Origin of the sequence: Nocardia wallacei (genome assembly GCF_029868745.1) — a bacterium.
In the GTDB taxonomy this organism is placed as follows: Bacteria; Actinomycetota; Actinomycetes; order Mycobacteriales; family Mycobacteriaceae; genus Nocardia; species Nocardia wallacei_B.
Genome location: NZ_JARWOP010000121.1, coordinates 1 through 17,393 on the forward strand (window position 1 = coordinate 1; position 17,393 = coordinate 17,393).

The window sequence follows — 17,393 nt, forward strand, 5'->3', positions numbered from 1 at the left end:
TGGCCGGGCTGTGTACCGCGATCGCGGGGGTGGGCGCGGCGGCCGGGGGGCCGGCCGCGGCGGCGATTACCGACGGCGTCTACTGCGCGCAATAGGTGTGCTACAACAGCACGCCGGAGACCCAGACGGTGACCGGCACGGTGGTGTGCCCGTGGATCGAGATGCCGGTCAGCTGGGCCATCCCACCGCAGAGCGCCGCCGCCGTGGACGCGGGCTGCCCGGACGGAATGCGTTCGGAGGCAGTCCGTCTCTGAGCGCGCGGCGTCGACCGGATCGATATCCGGCGGTGCTGTCCGGCGGCGAGGGCGGATTCGGGGTCAGCGCAGCAGATCGCGAACCAGCACCCGGGTGTCGGGCACGAACGGCCAGTCCGGGTCGCGGAGGCGGTCCCGCAGTTCGGCGTCGCTCCACCACCAGCCGTCGGCGATCTCCTCCGGTTGATGCCGGACGGGCCCGTCGTGGCGCAGTTCGTAGGCGAACAGGTGGCAGCGCATGGGCGCGCCCAGCCACTCGCGCGCTCCGCGCTGCCGATCTCGCGCCCGGCCGGATCGTAGACCGCGATGATCTCGCCCATGCCCGCCTCAGTACTCCCGGTCGAGTTCGGCGTAGGCGGCGAGAATCTGGGCCTGGGCGTCGCCGAGATAGTCGGCGAGCATGTCGGCCGCGGCCGCGGCGTCCCCGCCCGCGAGGGTGTCGAAGACCTCGTGGTTGCGGCGCAAGTAGGGCTCGTGGAAGGTGGTCGGGTCGGACACCACGTGGAAGATCAGGCGCAGTTCGTTCCACACGTTCGACATCAGCGCGTCGAGCAGGCGGCTGTCGTTGAGCGCGGTGACGGCGCGGTGGAACTCGACGTCCGCGGTACCGGCGCCGGTCCAATCCCCTTCCGCCGCACACCGATCCGCGCGCGCCAGCACGGCGGCCACCGGCCCGAGGTCGGCGCGAGTGCGCGGATGGTCGCGCAGGGCGGCGCATTCCACGATGCGGCGGCACTTGTAGACCTCGGCGACATCCTCGGCGCTCGGAATCCGCACGAACACACCGCGGTTGAGTTCGTGCACGACCAGCCGCTCCTCGATCAGCGTCCGGAACGCCTCCCGCAGCGTATTGCGCGAAACCTTCAGCGCCGCACAGATATCGGGCTCCGACAGCCGCGTACCGGGCCGGAACGCGCCGTCCAGGATGCCCTCGCGGACGATATCGGCGACCTGGGCGCTGCGGCTGGCGCGATCCAGCCGATCGCGGTGCGCGGCCAGGGCGGTGTAGCTCCCGGCGGGGGCCGACGTCATCGGGTGGGTCCTCCTCGTCCAGCGGCCGACTGTGCGAGACCGAGATTACCCGTCCGCCGGCGAATTCCGGAACGATCCGTTCGTGGTATTGCAGGATCGTTGAACGATTTCCTACGATAGAGATCTGAGCCACACCCTCCCGACTCCGAGGGGTCATCATGACGAACATGCCCACCGCTCCCACCGCCCGCCCGGGCGCCGGAGCCTTCGCCTGGTTCCGCAGCCTGAGCGGCGTCGGTAAGCGCGCCTTCTTCGGCGCGTTCGGCGGCTACGGACTGGACTCCTACGACTTCCAGGTGCTGCCGCTGTCGCTGGGGGCGATCGCCTCCTACTTCGCCATCGGCACCGGCCAATCCGGCCTGCTCACCACCGTCACCCTTGTGGTGTCGGCGGCGGGCGGCGCCCTGGCCGGCGTGCTCGCCGACCGGATCGGCCGGGTGCGCACACTTCAGCTCACCATCGCGGTGTACGCCCTGTTCACGGTGCTGTGCGGACTGGCCTGGAACTTCGAGTCGCTGTTGGTGTTCCGCGCGCTGCAGGGCCTGGGCTTCGGCGGGGAATGGGCGGCGGGGGCCATCCTGGTCGCCGAGTACGCCAAGCCCGAATACCGCGGCCGCGCGGTCGCCTTCGTGCAGAGCGCGTGGGCGGTCGGCTGGGGACTGGCCGTGTGCGTGTACACCGTCGTGTTCGAGGTGTTCGACGAGGCGGTGGCCTGGCGGGTGCTGTTCTTCACCGGCGCCCTGCCCGCGCTGCTGATCGTCTGGGTGCGGCGCAGCGTCACCGACGCCGAGGCGGTCACCGAGCGGCGCGAGCGGACGGTCGCGCCCGGTGGGTTCGGCGCGGTCTTCGGCCCGCGGCTGTTGCGCACCACGGTCTTCGCGTCGCTGCTCGCGACCGGTGTGCAGGGCGGCTACTACACGCTCGCGACCTGGCTGCCCACCTATCTGAAGAACAGCCGCGAACTGGATGTGGTCGGCACGGGCGGCTACCTGTTCTTCCTGATCGGCGGGGCGTTCGTCGGCTATGTCACCGGCGGGGTGCTCACCGACCGGCTCGGCCGCAAGCGCAACATCCAGCTGTTCGCGGTGCTGTCGGTGGTGTTCATGGTCGCCTACACCCGGATTCCCGCGGGCGCGAACACGCTCGTGCTGGTGCTGGGCGTCCCGCTGGGTTTCTCGACCTCGGCCATCTTCTCCGGCTTCGGGTCATACTTGGCGGAGCTGTACCCGACCGAGTCCCGCGGCACGGGCCAGGGCTTCACCTACAACTTCGGCCGCGGCGTGGGCGCGGTGTTCCCGACGGTGGTCGGCTACCTGGCCTCGACGACGCTCGGACTGGCCGGTGCCATGCTGTTCGGAGCGCTCGGTTACGCGCTGGCGGTCCTGGCCCTGTTCGGACTGCCGGAGACCCGCGGCCGGGAACTGTTGTGACACAACCGATCCGAGGCGGGTGAGGATGATGACCGATCTGAACAGCGATCTGGGCGAGGGCTTCGGCGCCTGGTCGATGGGTGACGACGCGGCCCTGCTGGACATCGTCACCAGCGCCAACATCGCCTGCGGCTTCCACGCGGGCGATCCGGCGATCATGCGGCGCACCTGCGAGCTGGCCGTGGCCCGCGGGGTGCGGATCGGCGCGCACATCTCCTACCGGGATCTGGCCGGGTTCGGGCGGCGAGCGATGGCGGTCCCGCCGGACGAGCTGGCCGACGAATGCCTGTACCAGATCGGCGCGCTGGACGCGTTCGCGCGGGCCGCGGGCGACCGGGTCCGCTACGTCAAGCCGCACGGCGCGCTGTACCACGCGGCGTCGGCCGAGCGGGAGGTCGCCGACGCGGTGGTGCGGGCGCTCACCCGCTACGGCGGGCTCGGCCTGCTGGGCCTGCCCGGGTCGCAGCTGGCCGCGGCCGCCGCTGCGGCCGGAATCGCTTTCCACGCCGAGGGTTTCGCCGACCGGGCCTACACACCTTCCGGTACCTTGGTCGCGCGCGGCACCCCGGGCAGCGTGCTCGGCGAGGAAGCCGCACTGGCACAGGCGATCTCGATCGCGGTGCGCGGCGAGGCCCGCGATGTGGACGGCGCATCGGTGGCGGTCCCCGCCGCGAGCCTGTGCGTGCACGGTGACTCGCCCGGCGCGGTCGCGATGGCCCGATCCATCCGGGATGCGCTGGCCGCCAAGGGCATCGAGGTAGAGGCGTTCTCGTGAACGGACTGCACATCCGGCCCGCCGGCGACCGGGCGCTGCTGCTGATCCCCGCGCCGGGCACGCTGGCCGGGCTGGTGGACGAGCTGCGCCGCCACCCGGTCGAGGGTGTGCGCGACCACGTGCCCGCGGCCGAAACGGTGCTGGTCACCCTCGACCCGCGGGCGCGGGTGGAGGTGGTCGAGGCGCGGCTGCGGCAGCTGGCCGAGACGGTGGCGACGGGGGGCGCCGAACCCGCCGACGATCTCGAGCCGGTGCTCGTCCCCGTCCGCTACGACGGCGCCGATCTGGCGGAAACCGCTGGGCTGCTGGGTGTTTCGGAGGACGAGCTGATCGCCCGGCACACCGGCGCGGTGTGGCGGTGCGCGTTTCTCGGATTCGCTCCCGGATTCGGATACCTGGAGTCGGCGGAGTCGGGTCTCTCGGTGCCGCGCCGAGACCGTTCCCGCACGGCCGTGCCCGCCGGGTCGGTCGCGCTCGCCGGGGGCTACAGCGCCGTCTATCCGCGCAGGACGCCCGGCGGCTGGCGCCTCATCGGCGCCACCGACGTGCGGATGTGGGATCCGCGGCGACCGGAACCGGCGCTGCTGCGCCCCGGCGCGCGCGTCCGATTCGTTCGGGAGGACGCGTGAAAGACACTGTGGCAGTGCCGATCCGGCGTCGCAGCGCGGTGAGCGGTGCGGCCCTGCGGGTAATCGCGCCGGGGCCGCTGAGCACGATTCAGGACCTCGGCCGCCCGGGCTGGTTCCATGCCGGGGTGGGGGTGTCGGGCGCGGCGGACCGGCGATCGTTCGCGCTGGCGAACCGGCTGGTCGGCAACCCGGAGTCGGCGGCGGCGATCGAATGCGCGCTCGGCGGGCTGCGGGTGGAGTTCCCCGAGCCCGCAGTGGTCGCGGTGACGGGTGCGCCCGCGCCGCTGACCGTCGACGGCCGACCGGAGGCGCACGCGTCGGTGCTGTTCCTGGCGGAGGGGCAGCGGCTGGAGCTGGGTATCGCCACGGCCGGGCTGCGGTGCTACGTGGCGGTGCGCGGCGGTCTCGAGGTGCCGCCGGTGCTCGGGTCGCGCAGCCGCGACACGCTGGCCGGTCTGGGCCCGGAGCCGCTGGCCGCCGGTGATGTGCTGCCGGTCGGCCCGCCGCCGCGGGACTGGCCGTCGGTCGAGGTGGCGCCGGTCGCCCCGATGACCACCGGTCCGGTCACCGCGCGGGTGCGGCTCGGCCCCCGCGACGACTGGTTCCGCCGCCCCGCGGATCTGTTCGCGGGGTGGTGGCAGGTCTCCAGCGATACCGACCGGGTCGGCGTGCGGCTCGACCGCGCCGGTGGCCCGCCGCTGACCCGCGCCGACACCGCCGAACTGCCGACGGAGGGCATGCCGCTGGGCGCGATCCAGGTCCCGCCCTCGGGGCAGCCGGTGGTGTTCCTCGCCGACCACCCCATCACCGGCGGCTACCCGGTGGTGGGCACGGTGATCGACGCCGATGTGGACCTGCTGGCGCAGGTGCGGCCGGGGCAGCGGGTGCGGCTGCGGCCGTGGACACCGTAGCCGGTGCCCGAATGTGGTTGCGGGACAAGACCGTGCCGGGTGCCCGATCCCGATCCGGCGCGCGGGCGCGGCGGCGGGCGTAGCCTGTGCCGCAGGGATCGTCGAGAGGGGTAGTCATGCCGTTTCCGCACGCGCTCGCGAAATTCAACCGGCGGGTCACCAACCGGATCGCGGGCCTGGTCGCCGGGCGCGCGCCCGGGCTGGCCGTCGTCGTGCATCGCGGGCGGAGTTCGGGGCGGCAGTACCGAACCCCGGTCACCGTGTTCTCGCAGGACGGCGTCTACCGCGTCGCGCTCACCTACGGCCGCGAGGTGGACTGGCTGAAGAACATCCTGGCCGCGGGGGAGTTCGAGCTGGAGATCAACGGCCGCACCGAGACCGTGCGCGCTCCGGTGGTGCGGCACGACCCGAAGGTGAGCTGGGCGCCGACGGGTGTCCGGCAGGCGCTCAGCGCGCTCGGGGCCGAATTCTATGTCGAGGCGCCGCGCGCCTGACCGCGCCGTGGCGGAGTTACGGGTTCGCCCGGTCCGCCTGGCAGACGAGGTCGGTGGCCGGTAGCACGCCGGTGATGTAGTAGGTGTTGACGGCGTCACCGAGGCAGCTGCTCAGGTCCGGCCGGAAGGTCATGTGAATGCGGACGTCCCGCAGCGTGGCCAGCCGGGACGCGGTCAGGTCGCCGTGCAGCCGGACGCCGTGCGCGTACGGGGTGCGGGGGTCGCCGGTGGCCTGCAGGATCAGCGCGGGCACCGCGTTGCGCACCCTGGTCGCGGGTTCGGCGGGACGGGGCCAGAACGCGCACGGCTGAATATTGTTGGCCATTGCGCCGAACACCGGCTGCGTCGCGCGGGTGGATTCGATGCCCTCCCAATACCATCCGGGATCCGTGGGTGCGGGGGCGTCACCGCAGGCGATGAAGGCCAGTTCGGAATTCTCGCCCTCGCGCAGCGCGGACAGCACCGCCGCCAGCCGCGGGCCGCGGGCGGCGGCGGGCGGACCCGTTGCGGCGTCGGCGATCTCGCGCACCGTGTCGGCGAGTGCCTCGTTCGAACGGAAGCTGTTGAGCAGGTTGTGCAGGATGAACGGCAGCCAATGGTCATCGATGCGGAAGTTGTCGAGGACGATCGGTTGCCGGGCCGCGGTCGCGAGCAGGTCCTCGACGGTCGCTCGGACCAGTTGCGGGGAGTTCCCGAGCCGGTACACGTCGTCGCGAGTGGCGGCCCACGCCGTCCAGTCGTCGAGCGCGGCTTCGTCGGCGGGGCCCCAATCCTGTACCAGCCCCGCCCAATACCGGCCGGGATCGATAGCGCTGTCGAGCACGACGCGATCGCTGTGCTGCGGGAACAGCTGGGTGTAGACCGCGCCGAGATAGGTGCCGTAGGAGACGCCGAAATAGCTGATGGCCCGCTCGCCGAGCGCGGCCCGCAGGACGTCCATGTCCCGGGCGGTGTTGCGAGTGGTGAGCTGCCGGGCCCTCTCGGGATCGCCGGTCACGCAGTCCGCGGCCATGGCCGCCGCGACGCCGGTGTCGTGCAGGAAACCCGCGAGAGTCGCGCCGGCCGAACGCACCATCTCGCCGACCGGCCAGCCGCACGGACGTCCGCCGTCGGAGCGGCCCACGCCGCGCGGATCCATCCCGATCAGGTCGAAACTCGCCCGCACGTCCGGGCTGAGCACGTCGCCGAGCAGGCCCACCGAATCCAGCCCGGCCGCCCCGGGCCCGCCGGGATTCGACACCAGCACGCCGCGGCGCCGGTCCGGATCGGTGGCCGGGACGCGGGAGACGGCGATCGACAGTGTGCGCCCGAACGGCCGCGTGTAGTCCAGCGGCACCCGCACGGTCGCACACCGCGTCCCGGTCGCGTCGAGGTCCGCGCGCTCGCAGTCCCGCCAGGCCAAGCGCTGATGGTAGAACCAGTCCGGCGTGTCGAAACCCGGTGCGTACCCCGCACCCGGCACCGCTGCCAGGACCGCCACCACCGCAATGCCGACCACCCACCGAAACAGCCTCGCCGCCAACCACTTCGCCTCTCACCGCGGAAATCCGGCCGCCACCGTAGCCGGTCGCGGCGGGTACCGCCGAGGTTGGGAGCACAGGCTTTCCACCGGGGTACTGCTCAGCCGCGGGCGGCGGTGTGGACCAGATCGGTGAGTACATCGAGGAATTCGGAGACGACCGCTCGCGCGGCGGGTGTGTCCGGGAATCGCGTGCGCAGCCGCAGTCCGTCGTCGGTGCGGGCGAACCACAACTGGACGTCGTCGACGGGCATGGACCGGCCCAGCTGAGTGGCCTGGCGGGGCAGCGCACGCCCGAACTCGCTGCGGGAGCCGCCGGGCAGCAGCCGGTAGTCGGTGTAGGACACGCTGAACAGGCCGCGGCGATCCCGACGGAGCGCGGGCTCCATCGCCTCGAACACGGTGACGGCCGGTAGCCGCGCCAGCCGCTGCCCGGCGCGAATCGCCGCGACCGCACCGGGGATCGTCGTGGCGAGGTCGTCACCCGCCCGGATGCGAGCGGGCGCATTGGCCACCAGCCATCCGAAAGTATTGTGGTGGCGTGGTTCTCGCCGGGTGTGCACCGGGAACACCAGGTCGGTATGGCCGCCGCCGCCGAGTTTCGCCACGGTGTGGGCGACGGCCGCCAGCACGACCGCGAAGACCGAGTGGCCGCACTCGCGCGCGGTCCGGTGCAGCGCCGCGGCCGCGCCGGGCGTGAGGACCGTACGGACCTCGCTGCCCGGCTCGGCGGTCGCGCCCGCGGGCACACCGAGATCGAAAGGGAAGTGCGGCAGGTCGTTCCCGGCCGCACGGAGGAACTCGTGCCATTCCCGCAGCAGCGCCGCGCTGTCCGGCGGCGGATTCGCCGCCGCCTTGGTGCAGTAGGACAGGAAGCTGCCCGCCTCGGGCAGCCGCGCGACGGCGGCCGGGAGCGCGGCCGGACCGTCGTCGCAGGCGGTCCGATACAACTCGTCGAGTTCGGTGACGGCGAGCGTGATCGACCACGCGTCACAGACGGCATGGTCGAATCCGCAGACGATCGTGGATACTCCCGGGCGGCTGACCGCGCCGAGAAAGTACGGCGGAAACGTGAACGGCGCGCACGCCGCGTCGAGCCGCTCGCCGAGCAACCGGCGCAGCTCGTCCGCCGATTCCGAGCGCACCGGCGGACGGGGCTCGAGCCGAATGTCGTTGTCGGACACCAGCCGCAGCCCCGCTCCCGTCGCCGCCCGGGGTGCGGTGAAACAGCAGTGCAGCGCGTCGTGACGGGGCAGCCAGGCGGCGAAGGCGGCCCGCAGCGCGGCTTCGTCGATCGGACCCGGCACGTCGAAGGTGGCGGCGAGCCAGGCCGTCGGGGGTGTGGCGGACAGGTGCAGGAGCTGGTTCGAGGTGGGCGGAGTCGGATCGGGAACCGGGCCGGGCTCCGCCGAGACCGCCCACTCGAGCAGCGTGCCGGGTGGCACCGAGAGCCGGTCGAGGAACGCGAGCCGCATCAGGTCACCTCGGAACCCGGTGCGGCCGTGGCATATTCACCGGTGGCCGCGACCGTGCGGACCACCGCGCGCAGCCGCTCCAGATACGCGGTGACCGAGGCATGCGCCCGCGAGGTGTCCGGGAACATCACCGCCACGTGCACGCGATCGGCCTCCCGGTTGAACCACAGCGGCGACGGCTGGCCGATCCGGGAGGACGAGCCGAGCCCGCGGATGCCGTGCAGGCCGGGCATCGAGCGTTCCAGCAGATCTCCGGAGATCGGGCGCATATCCATGTAGGACACCCACGGCCAGTCCCGGACCTGCGGCAGCGCGCGCCCGGCGAGTTCGGCGGCGCGGGGGAGCGCGGCGAGCAGCGGAATACCGGTGAGCGGCTTGATCTCGTGCAGCGCGGCGCGGGCGCGCCCGGCGAGTTCGCCGAATCGCGCGGCCGGGCCGACATCGAACGCGACGGGCAGCAGGTTGACGAACCAGCCCTGGGTGAGCCGGAAACGCGGATCGGTGCGCGTGCCCAGCACGTTGAGGCCCAGGTAGCCGGTGCGCCCGGCGATTTCGAGTTCGGTCAGTGCGATCGCCGCGTACAGCCCGGCGGTGACCGCGCCGCCGGCCGCCGTGCACGCGGCGGCGAACTCGTCGCACTGCGCGCCGGTGAGCAGGTCGAACCGCAGGCCGGTGCTGTCGCCGAACTCGCCGGGCGCCAGACCGAGGTCCCAGGGCGTGGGCCGGATGCGGTCGGCGTTGTCGGCGAGCAGGCGGGCCAGGCGCTCCAGCTCCGGTGGCCGCGCGGCGATGGCGTCGTGTTCCTCCCGGGCGTACTCGGCGTAGTCGGTGGCCGAGGGCAGCGCGGGGGCGGTGCCCCCGGCGTGGGCGGTGTAGAGGTGGTGCAGTTCGGCGATGGCCGCGACGAGGGAGGTGCCGTCGGAGAAGGCGTGGTCGAGGCTGAGATACACGGTGAAGCCGTCGGTGCCGTGATCGATCGCGCCGCAGGCGAACGCGGGCCACACGGTCGGGTCCGGCGCCTGGAATCGGGCCGCGAGCCGGTCGCGCAGGGCTTCGCTCGATGCGTAGGAACCGTGGACCACCGTCTCCAGCGCCACGTCGCCGGGAGCCAGGACATGCCGGGTCAGGGTGGCCCCGGTGTCGTCGAACCGGCAGCGCAGACTGTCGTGCCGGCGCAGGAAATCGGCGCATGCCCGGCGCAGCGCCTCGCGATCGAGCGGTGCGGCGATGCTGAAGCACATCGACAATTCGGTCCGCACCTCGCGGGCGACGTCGGCCGGGTCCGATTCGCGACGCCGCCGCTGCCAGTATCGGATGTGGAACTCCTGGATGTAGGACGGCGGTATCGGCGCGGGCGGCGCCGCGGCCGCGGCGGTCACCGCGGCGGGAGTGGGCGCGAATTCGAGCAGTTCGCCGGGCTTGGGCAGCCAGTCGGTGAGGTGGATCATCTCCATGTCGATGCTCCTTGTCCGAGGGGGAGGGTGGTTGCGGCGGCGCGGTGCAGCGGCACGTGCCCGTCGCGGGAATAGCCGTCGAGCAGTCGGCGCAGCCGCAGCGCGTGGCGGTGCACCGCCCGGGTGGCCCGCGTGGTGCCGGGATAACGCATGTTGAGCGTCACCCCGGCGGGGGTGCGCAGGAACCAGTAGAAGAACTCGTCGGCCGAGCGGGTGCGGCTACGCAGCCAGCGGGTATCGGATTCGAGCCAGCGATCCGCGCCGTACATCGCGCGAATATCCATGTAGGACACCATGAATGACACCCGCGGGCGCACGTCCAGGAGTTCGCACACCCGTCCGAAGGGCACCGTGGCCGCGCCGCGCACCCGGCGCAGCTCGGTACCGGACCGGACCACCAGGTCGGCGAGAGTGCCTGCGTCGCAGTCGATCCGGTACGGCGCCAGGCCGACGAACCAGCCGAGGGTGTCCGCCCACCGGGGCTCGTCGCGGGTGTGCATGGGCACGACGGTGCGGAATTCGCGGGCGCCGGTCAGTTCGGCGTGCGCGGCGGCGAAGGCGGCCGTCAGCACCGCGGCCAGCCCTTGGCCCTGTTCGCGGGCGGTGGCGGCGGCGCGATCGGCCGCCGCGGCGTCGAGGACCTCGATCGCGAGGGTGCGCTGCGGCGCGGCGCTTGCCACATCCGCCGCGGCACCGGCCCTGTCCGGCCGCGCCGCCGTCGGGTGCCGCAGGTCCGTCACCGGTCGTGTGGCGGCCTCGGCGAGTTCGCCCGGTGTCGGCACGTAATCAGCTGCGCCGGTGAGGAATTCGCGCCAGAGTGTCACGGCCGGGTGGTCCGCGTCGGCTGCCTCCGCGCGTTCCCGCTCCAGGTGACAGAAATCGAGATAACTGGCCGTCGGCGGGAGTTCGGCCCGGTGCCCGGTGCGGGCGGCGTCGTAGCGGGCGCGCAGCTCGCCGCCGATCGAGGTCGTCGAGTATCCGTCCATCATCGCGTGGTCCGCGGCCACGATCGCGGTGAACGAGTCGCCGTGGTCGATCGTCACGCACAGGTGCGACGGCCAGTCCAGCGGCGAGGTGCGGTCGTCGAGCAACTGGTGCACGAGGCGGTAGGCCGACATCGCCGAGGCGGGCCGCCCCGCATCGCCCGCCCGGATCACGGCGCGTCCCGGCGGCAGGGTGTAGCGCGCGGCCCGCCCGCCCTCCACCGCGACGTGACTGCGCAACACCTCGTGCCGGTCGACCCAGGCCGCCAGGGCGGCGGTCCAGGCTCGGGCGTCCAGAGGGCCGTCGATCCGCAGCGCCTGACCGAGCCAGCAGTGCCGCCGGGTGCGAATCCGATTGTGCTCGAGCGCCTCTCGCAGATGTTGCTGATGGTTGTAGGACACCGCGCGGGCATCGCGGGGCCAGTCGGCCCAGTGCATGTCCGCGGTGGCCAGCCATTCCGTCACCCGACCGGCGCGCAGGGGATAATCGGCCAGTTCGATGAATTCCATGAACATCCCTCATCTGATGTGTCAGAAAATTTCGAACGGAAGTTGTTTTCCGGTTCGTCGCGGGAAATACCGGCACGCGCGTCATGGCGTGCTCCGATTGTTGGAAAATCCCGGTGACCTCGTCGTTCGCCGGAATGCGGATGACTCTAGGACATTCGCCCAGTGGAAGTGTCCGTGACGTCTGTCACCGTAAATAAACGACCGGACGAAAATGGCTGGTTATCTTCTGGCGAACTCCGGACATGCGACCATTGTTCTGCTGATATGACACGTCATGTACATGACTCGGAGTTGCACTCACGTGATTCCACGCCTGGCCGACAGACGGAATTCACGTGGCCTTCGCCGAATTTTTACGGCCGCCGGGCGACGGGCTAAGGCGCGAACGCGGCGGATTCGAGCTTGCGGGCGATCCGGGCGGCGGACAAGGTCATGGCATCGGTGGGGCGGTGCGGGTCGAGACCGGTCAGTTCATGGACCCGGGCCAGCCGATAGGTGACCGTATTGCGATGGATGTTCAGCTGCCGCGCGGTGGCGAGCTGATTGAAGCCGCTGTCGACGAACACCTCCAGCGTCTCGGCGAGCAGCGGCTGGGCGTCGAGCGGCGCGAGCACTGTCGCCAAACCCGGCCGGGCCGCGGCCCCGGCCGCCACCATGTACTCGAACTGCAAATTCTCCCGGCGGCACACCAACTCCGGCCGATCCAGGCAGCGGCCCAGTTCGGCGAGGGCACGGGCCTCCGTGAACACCGCCGGGACCGCGGCACGGCCGTGGGCGGCGCCGACCCCCACCCAGAACCGTGGCGAATGGCCGGCAGTGCGCGGTGGCAGGCGACCCGACAGCCGCGCGATCGCGGCCGAGCCGTCGTCTCCCGCCGGCAGCGGCACCAGTGCGGTCCAGCCGCCGCTGTCCAGGCGCAGGAACACACCCGGGATGGACTCGATGCAGTGCCGCAGATCGCTGGTGCCGGAACCGGGCCGACCGCCGGTGCCGAGCCGGAACACGGCCACCAGGAACGCGTCGGGCACCGCGATGACCGGCTCGTCGGCCCATTCCACCGGATCCCGGCCGGTGAGCAGCGCGTCGGCCAGGGTGCGACGGCGTTCGAGCAACTCCCAGCGCGGGTCGTGGGCCCGCCGGACACAGGCCGCCGCGATGCGTTCCACGACCAGCGTCACGTACCGCAACAGCGGCAGCGCGGCATCGGCGAGCAGCTCGCGTTCGGCGCCCGTCGTCGCCGCGCACAGCCGGTCGTAGATGAATTCCGCGCCCTCCCGGTAGCGGCCCAGCACCTCTTCCAGCGGCTCGCCGTCGCGGACGCGGCCCACGGCCAGCTCCACCAGCTCGCGGGTGGCCTCTTCGCCGGGCGCCCGGCCGCGTTGCAGGAAGTCGAAGAACAACTCGATGTTCAGGGTCGTGCCGCGTTCCCAGCCGGGCAGCACCAGCGAGCGCGGGATGCTGCGGTACGGCGGGATCGACTCGGAGAACTCTCGCATCAGCGCACCGGCCCGCAGGTAGAGGGCTTCGAGGGCGCGGTCCCGGGTCGGCGACTCCACGGCTTCCTCCGTCCGGGGTTACGTGGCGTACAGGGATTCGATGGTATCGGCATACGCTGCGGCGATGGGCTTGCGCCGCAGTTTGCCCGTCGGGGTGAGGCAGTCGCCGCCGGGCTGCCAGACCTCGGACAGCAGTGCGAACTTCTTGATCTGTTCCACCCGCGACAGCCTGGCGTTGGCCCCGGCCACGCCCGCCTCGATCGCGGCGCGGACCCGCGGATCCCGGGCGAGTGCGGCGATGTCGGTGTCGGGCAGGCCGTGGCGTGCGGCGAAGGCGGTGGCCAGCTCGGGATCCAGGCAGATCAGCGCCGTGTTGTACGGGCGGCCCTCGCCGATCACCGCGACGATTCCGGCCAGCGGGGTGTGCTCGGTGATCGCGTTCTCGATGGTGGTCGGCGACATGTTCTTGCCGGCCGCGTTGATGATGAGTTCCTTCTTGCGGTCGACGATCCGCAGGCACCCGTCGGGATCCAGTGCGCCGATGTCGCCGGTGTGCAGCCAGCCCGCGGCATCGAGGGCGGCGGCCGTGCTCTCGGGATCCTTGCGATAGCCGCGCATCACCAGCGCGCCGCGGATCAGCACCTCCCCGTCGTCTGCGAGCCGGATCTCGGCGCCGGGCAGCGGCGTGCCCACCGTGCCGATCCGGATGCGCTCGGGACGCGTCACGGTGGCGCCCGCGGTGCACTCGGTGAGGCCGTACCCTTCGCACAGCGGCAGGCCCAGTGCCAGGAAGAATTCGTGGGTGTCGCCGGGAATCCGGGCCGCACCCGTCACGGCGATGCGCACCTGGTCCAGACCGAGCCGGGCGCGGATGGTGGACAGCACGAGCCGGTCGGCCAGCCGAAAGTGCGCGCTGTCCCACGGCGACCGGTCGCGGCCGTCGGAGATGGCCCGCGCGCGGTCCCGGCCCACCTCGATCGCCCAGCGGGCCAGTGCGCGGCGGATCGCGCGGGGCTCGGCGGCGAGCCGGTCCTCCAGGGCCGCTTTGACTTTCACCCACACCCGCGGCACCCCCAGAAACACCGTCGGCCGGACATCGAGCAGCGCCTCGGCGACCTCCCGCAGTTCGGGCACCGTGGTGATCCGGGCGGCCTCCAGCAGGTTGAGGTAGTGCGCGAACCAGCGATTGGCCGCGTGCGCGTCGGGCAGATACGACACCACCCGGTCCTCGATGCCGCCGCCGCCGAATTCGTCGACGATGCGGGCGTTCTCGATGAAGTTGGTGTGGGTGAGTTCGACGCCCTTGGGTCGTCCGGTGGTGCCGGAGGTGTACACGATGGTCAGCAGGTCCTCGGGACCCACTGCGCGCCACGCGGATTCGAAGTCGAATTCGGGAGCGTCGGTGCGCTCGACCTCGCCGAGGCCGATGGTGCCCGGCGGCGTGCCGTCGACGCAGATCACGTGCTCCACCCGGTGGCCCGCGGCGGCCGCCTGCCGTACCGCGGTCAGCACCCGCGGCACGAACTGCTCCTCGCAGATCACCACGGCGTTCCCGGCATTGCCGAACTGGTAGGCCAGCAGGTCCGGCGGATTGGTGTTGTACACCGAGAACGGGGTGGCGCCGGTGTGCAGGACGGCGGTGTCGCACAGGTGGAACTCCGGGCGGTTGGTGAGCATCAGCGCCACCGTGCCGCCGCGCCCGACGCCCAGCGCGGCCAGCCCGGTGGCGAGGGCGCGCACGCGGGAGCCGTACTCACGCCACGTGATTCGCACCGCGCCGCCGCGACCGCGGACGGCGACCGCCTCGGGATAACGGGCGACATTGCGCTGGAACGCCTCGCACAGGGTGCGCGGGCGGGTCGCGTCGCCCGCCGCCGTCGATGAACTCACAACACACCTCTGGCTCGCGTAGGGCTCGCGGTCACGACGGCGACCGCGATGTCGATCTCCAGCACAGCGCGGACCCGGGCGGGCCGGTACCGGCAATCGGTGGCCCGTCCGCGGCGGGTTTTGTGCACTGTGCACGGGTGGTGTGCGGACGGAGCCGCGGCGGCTGCGTTCGTCCGGCGCGTGGCAGGGCGTCGCGAAACTCGCCGGGGCAACTTCCGGCCCGCGCTCGCCATCGCCATGTAATCTCTGGAATCCCATCGGGACCTCGACCGCACGGCCCGCGGTAGGTCACCTCGACCCCTCGCAGCGGCCCGTCTCTCGGCACCCCACTGTGGCGAAAGTTGTTGTGCCACAACGGTTTCACGTGAAACAAGATCGGGTACCGAGCGGGGTGGCGCGCGATACCCCGGATCGCCCCGACGTGACGATGACGACACCCGGTCGTAGTTCCGGCAATGCTCGAGCTACACTATGGGCCAGGGTGTGACTCACACCCGGCGTCGTAGATTGCTATCCCTACGCACCAGCGCCCAGCTGTGTGGCACCGGCTTTCCTTGCGGCGATACCGATATTGCCCATCGGCAATTTCGCCACCGAGTGCCCCGGCGCGGATCTTCATCACGCTGCGCGACGCGGGCACCCTTGTCCGAAAGACACTGCAATTCCTGTGAATTCATCGATGGTCCCGGGCGGATCGACCGCCCCCTCCTTCGCCGCGCTCGGCGTGCGTGACCCGCTGGTCCGGGCGCTGCACCGGGCCGGTATCACCGAACCGTTCCCGATCCAGGCGGACACCCTGCCCGACACCCTCGCCGGCCGCGACGTGCTCGGCCGGGGCAAGACCGGCAGTGGCAAGACCCTGGCCTTCGCGATCCCGACGGTCGCGCGGTTGGCCGGCGAACTCGCCGGGCGTCGCCGCCCGAACACCCCGCTCGGGCTGATCCTGGCCCCGACCAGGGAACTGGCGACCCAGATCGCCGCCGCGATGGAGCCGCTGACGGCGCCGTACTCGATGCGAGTGACCACCGTGTTCGGCGGTGTCCCGCAGAATCGGCAGGTGCGCGCGCTGCAGGCGGGTGTCGATATCGTCGTCGCCTGCCCCGGCCGGCTCGAGGATCTGATGCGGCAGCGGCTCATCGCCCTCGACGCCGTCGAGATCACCGTGATCGACGAGGCGGACCACATGGCCGACCTCGGCTTCCTGCCCTCTGTGACCCGCATTCTCGCCGCGACTCCGGCGGGCGGGCAGCGGCTGCTGTTCTCGGCGACCCTCGACAACGGGGTCGACAAGCTGGTCGCGCGGTTCCTGCCGAAGGCGGTGCTGCACTCGGTGGACGAGGCCAATTCGCCCGTCGCCGCGATGACCCACCACGTGTTCGAGGTGGGCAACCAGGATGTCAAGAAGGACCTCGTGCAGAAGCTGGCGTCCGGCACCGGCCGCCGAATCCTGTTCATGCGCACCAAACATCAGGCGCGCAGGCTCGCCAAGACCCTGACCGCCGCCGGTATCCCCGCGGTCGACCTGCACGGCAACCTCGCTCAGGCGGCGCGCGATCGTAACCTCGCGGTCTTCGCGTCGGGTGACGCCAGGGTCCTGGTCGCCACCGACGTGGCCGCCCGTGGCGTGCACGTCGACGACGTCGAACTTGTCGTGCACGTGGACCCGCCGGCGGAGCACAAGGCGTACCTGCATCGCTCGGGCCGCACCGCCCGCGCCGGAAGCGCCGGCGACGTGGTCACCATCGTGCTGCCCGAACAGCGCAAGGACATGGCGGCCCTGATGCGCAAGGCCACCATCTCCGTACAGCCGCAACGGGTTACGGCCGACTCGGCCGCCGTGGCCGGGCTGGTCGGCGCGGTCGCCCCCCTGGTCACCGCCGCGGCACCGCAGCAGGCCTCCGGCCAGCAGAGCGGACAAGGCGCGGGCCGCGGATCTCGCGGTGACAGTGGGCAGGGCCGCCGCCGCGGTCCCGCCACCTGGGAGCGCACCGCGGGTTCGGAGCAGCGTGGCCGCCGCGGCTCGTCACCGAGGGGTGACCGGCGCGCCGACGCGCAGGATGACAGCCGCGGCAACGGGCGACCGACCGGTCGCGGCACCGGCGCACCGGTAGCGGGGGAGAAGCGCGGCGCAGCCCGCAACGGCCGCAGTGCCGAGGCCCCCACCCGGGGCCGCGGCAACGCGGGCGCACCGTCCGACTACCGCCGCGGCGGCCCCACGTCGGACCACGGACGCAACGGCGATGTCTCGCAGCGGCATTCGGGCCGCCGGAGCGAGCACGCCACCGGGTCCGCTCCGGCCGGGAGCAGCCACGGCAGCCGTCGCCAGGCCCAGCCCAGCGGCAGCACCCCGCAAGCCCGCGCCACGACCCGGGGCACCGGCCGCGGCGCATCGCCCGCAGGCAGCACCGGCGGCCTCGCCGGATTCTCCCGCAGCAGCGGCGGCCCCCGCCGCCGTCGCGGCTGACACCACACGCCAGCCCTTCGCGGGGGGGGGGGGGGGGGGCGCCCGCGCGCCCCCGCGCGGGGGGGGGGGGGGGGGGG

14 protein-coding genes and 1 pseudogene are annotated in these 17,393 nt (G+C 72.2%); 7 read left to right on the forward strand and 8 right to left on the reverse strand.

What is annotated here, in order from left to right; all coding sequences use genetic code 11:
- The first annotated feature begins 95 nt into the window (after window positions 1-95).
- Window positions 96-254 (forward strand): hypothetical protein, encoded by a 159-nt coding sequence (locus QH470_RS09745; protein ID WP_280271968.1) that lies wholly within the window; start codon window positions 96-98, stop codon window positions 252-254.
- A 63-nt stretch (window positions 255-317) separates the two neighbouring features.
- Here QH470_RS09745 and QH470_RS09750 read toward each other — a convergent pair.
- Window positions 318-512: pseudogene (locus QH470_RS09750) on the reverse strand (NUDIX hydrolase); the annotation flags it as partial.
- Between the two features lie 69 nt (window positions 513-581).
- The gene (locus QH470_RS09755; RefSeq protein ID WP_280271969.1) at window positions 582-1,286 is read right to left on the reverse strand and encodes a GntR family transcriptional regulator; all 705 of its coding nucleotides are present in this window, start codon (window positions 1,284-1,286) and stop codon (window positions 582-584) included.
- Between the two features lie 158 nt (window positions 1,287-1,444).
- Here QH470_RS09755 and QH470_RS09760 point away from each other — a divergent pair, with 158 nt between their 5' ends.
- The 5 genes from QH470_RS09760 to QH470_RS09780 all read left to right on the forward strand — a co-directional run bounded on the left by QH470_RS09760 (window position 1,445) and on the right by QH470_RS09780 (window position 5,525).
- On the forward strand, window positions 1,445-2,716 hold the full coding sequence (locus tag QH470_RS09760) for an MFS transporter (RefSeq protein ID WP_280271970.1): 1,272 nt from the start codon (window positions 1,445-1,447) through the stop codon (window positions 2,714-2,716).
- Between the two features lie 25 nt (window positions 2,717-2,741).
- The gene (locus QH470_RS09765; RefSeq protein WP_280271971.1) at window positions 2,742-3,491 is read left to right on the forward strand and encodes a LamB/YcsF family protein; all 750 of its coding nucleotides are present in this window, start codon (window positions 2,742-2,744) and stop codon (window positions 3,489-3,491) included.
- A complete protein-coding gene (locus QH470_RS09770; RefSeq protein WP_280271972.1) occupies window positions 3,488-4,120 on the forward strand; it encodes a 5-oxoprolinase subunit B family protein in 633 nt (210 codons plus the stop codon). Before QH470_RS09765 ends, QH470_RS09770 begins: the two co-directional genes overlap by 4 nt.
- A gap of 38 nt (window positions 4,121-4,158) precedes the next feature.
- A complete protein-coding gene (locus QH470_RS09775) occupies window positions 4,159-5,031 on the forward strand; it encodes a 5-oxoprolinase subunit C family protein (RefSeq protein ID WP_280271980.1) in 873 nt (290 codons plus the stop codon).
- Window positions 5,032-5,147: 116 nt separating this feature from the next.
- The gene (locus tag QH470_RS09780) at window positions 5,148-5,525 is read left to right on the forward strand and encodes a nitroreductase family deazaflavin-dependent oxidoreductase (RefSeq protein WP_280271973.1); all 378 of its coding nucleotides are present in this window, start codon (window positions 5,148-5,150) and stop codon (window positions 5,523-5,525) included.
- A 16-nt stretch (window positions 5,526-5,541) separates the two neighbouring features.
- Here QH470_RS09780 and QH470_RS09785 read toward each other — a convergent pair whose 3' ends face one another.
- The 6 genes from QH470_RS09785 to QH470_RS09810 all read right to left on the reverse strand — a co-directional run bounded on the left by QH470_RS09785 (window position 5,542) and on the right by QH470_RS09810 (window position 14,852).
- Complete coding sequence (locus QH470_RS09785; protein WP_280271974.1) at window positions 5,542-7,047, reverse strand: alpha/beta fold hydrolase; 1,506 nt, start codon at window positions 7,045-7,047, stop codon at window positions 5,542-5,544.
- A 98-nt stretch (window positions 7,048-7,145) separates the two neighbouring features.
- On the reverse strand, window positions 7,146-8,519 hold the full coding sequence (locus QH470_RS09790) for a condensation domain-containing protein (protein ID WP_280271975.1): 1,374 nt from the start codon (window positions 8,517-8,519) through the stop codon (window positions 7,146-7,148).
- Window positions 8,519-9,973 (reverse strand): condensation domain-containing protein, encoded by a 1,455-nt coding sequence (locus QH470_RS09795; protein WP_280271976.1) that lies wholly within the window; start codon window positions 9,971-9,973, stop codon window positions 8,519-8,521. The genes QH470_RS09790 and QH470_RS09795 overlap by 1 nt, the downstream gene beginning before the upstream one ends.
- Window positions 9,964-11,466, reverse strand: coding sequence for a condensation domain-containing protein (locus QH470_RS09800; protein ID WP_280271977.1), 1,503 nt, complete (start codon window positions 11,464-11,466; stop codon window positions 9,964-9,966). Before QH470_RS09800 ends, QH470_RS09795 begins: the two co-directional genes overlap by 10 nt.
- Before the next feature lie 374 nt (window positions 11,467-11,840).
- The gene (locus QH470_RS09805) at window positions 11,841-13,022 is read right to left on the reverse strand and encodes a PucR family transcriptional regulator (RefSeq protein WP_280271978.1); all 1,182 of its coding nucleotides are present in this window, start codon (window positions 13,020-13,022) and stop codon (window positions 11,841-11,843) included.
- A gap of 18 nt (window positions 13,023-13,040) precedes the next feature.
- The gene (locus QH470_RS09810) at window positions 13,041-14,852 is read right to left on the reverse strand and encodes an AMP-dependent synthetase/ligase (RefSeq protein WP_280271979.1); all 1,812 of its coding nucleotides are present in this window, start codon (window positions 14,850-14,852) and stop codon (window positions 13,041-13,043) included.
- A 679-nt stretch (window positions 14,853-15,531) separates the two neighbouring features.
- Between QH470_RS09810 and QH470_RS09815 the strand changes: the two genes are divergently transcribed.
- Complete coding sequence (locus QH470_RS09815; protein WP_280271981.1) at window positions 15,532-17,316, forward strand: DEAD/DEAH box helicase; 1,785 nt, start codon at window positions 15,532-15,534, stop codon at window positions 17,314-17,316.
- The last annotated feature ends 77 nt before the right edge of the window (window positions 17,317-17,393 follow it).

Bases quoted from the DNA above. Each gene is read 5' to 3' on its own strand.
- QH470_RS09815 (WP_280271981.1), top strand. From the start codon at position 15,532: ATGGTCCCGGGCGGATCGACCGCCCCCTCCTTCGCCGCGCTCGGCGTG.
- QH470_RS09795 (WP_280271976.1), bottom strand. From the start codon at position 9,973: ATGGAGATGATCCACCTCACCGACTGGCTGCCCAAGCCCGGCGAACTG.
- QH470_RS09765 (WP_280271971.1), top strand. From the start codon at position 2,742: ATGATGACCGATCTGAACAGCGATCTGGGCGAGGGCTTCGGCGCCTGG.
- QH470_RS09780 (WP_280271973.1), top strand. From the start codon at position 5,148: ATGCCGTTTCCGCACGCGCTCGCGAAATTCAACCGGCGGGTCACCAAC.
- QH470_RS09755 (WP_280271969.1), bottom strand. From the start codon at position 1,286: ATGACGTCGGCCCCCGCCGGGAGCTACACCGCCCTGGCCGCGCACCGC.
- QH470_RS09800 (WP_280271977.1), bottom strand. From the start codon at position 11,466: ATGGAATTCATCGAACTGGCCGATTATCCCCTGCGCGCCGGTCGGGTG.
- QH470_RS09790 (WP_280271975.1), bottom strand. From the start codon at position 8,519: ATGCGGCTCGCGTTCCTCGACCGGCTCTCGGTGCCACCCGGCACGCTG.
- QH470_RS09760 (WP_280271970.1), top strand. From the start codon at position 1,445: ATGACGAACATGCCCACCGCTCCCACCGCCCGCCCGGGCGCCGGAGCC.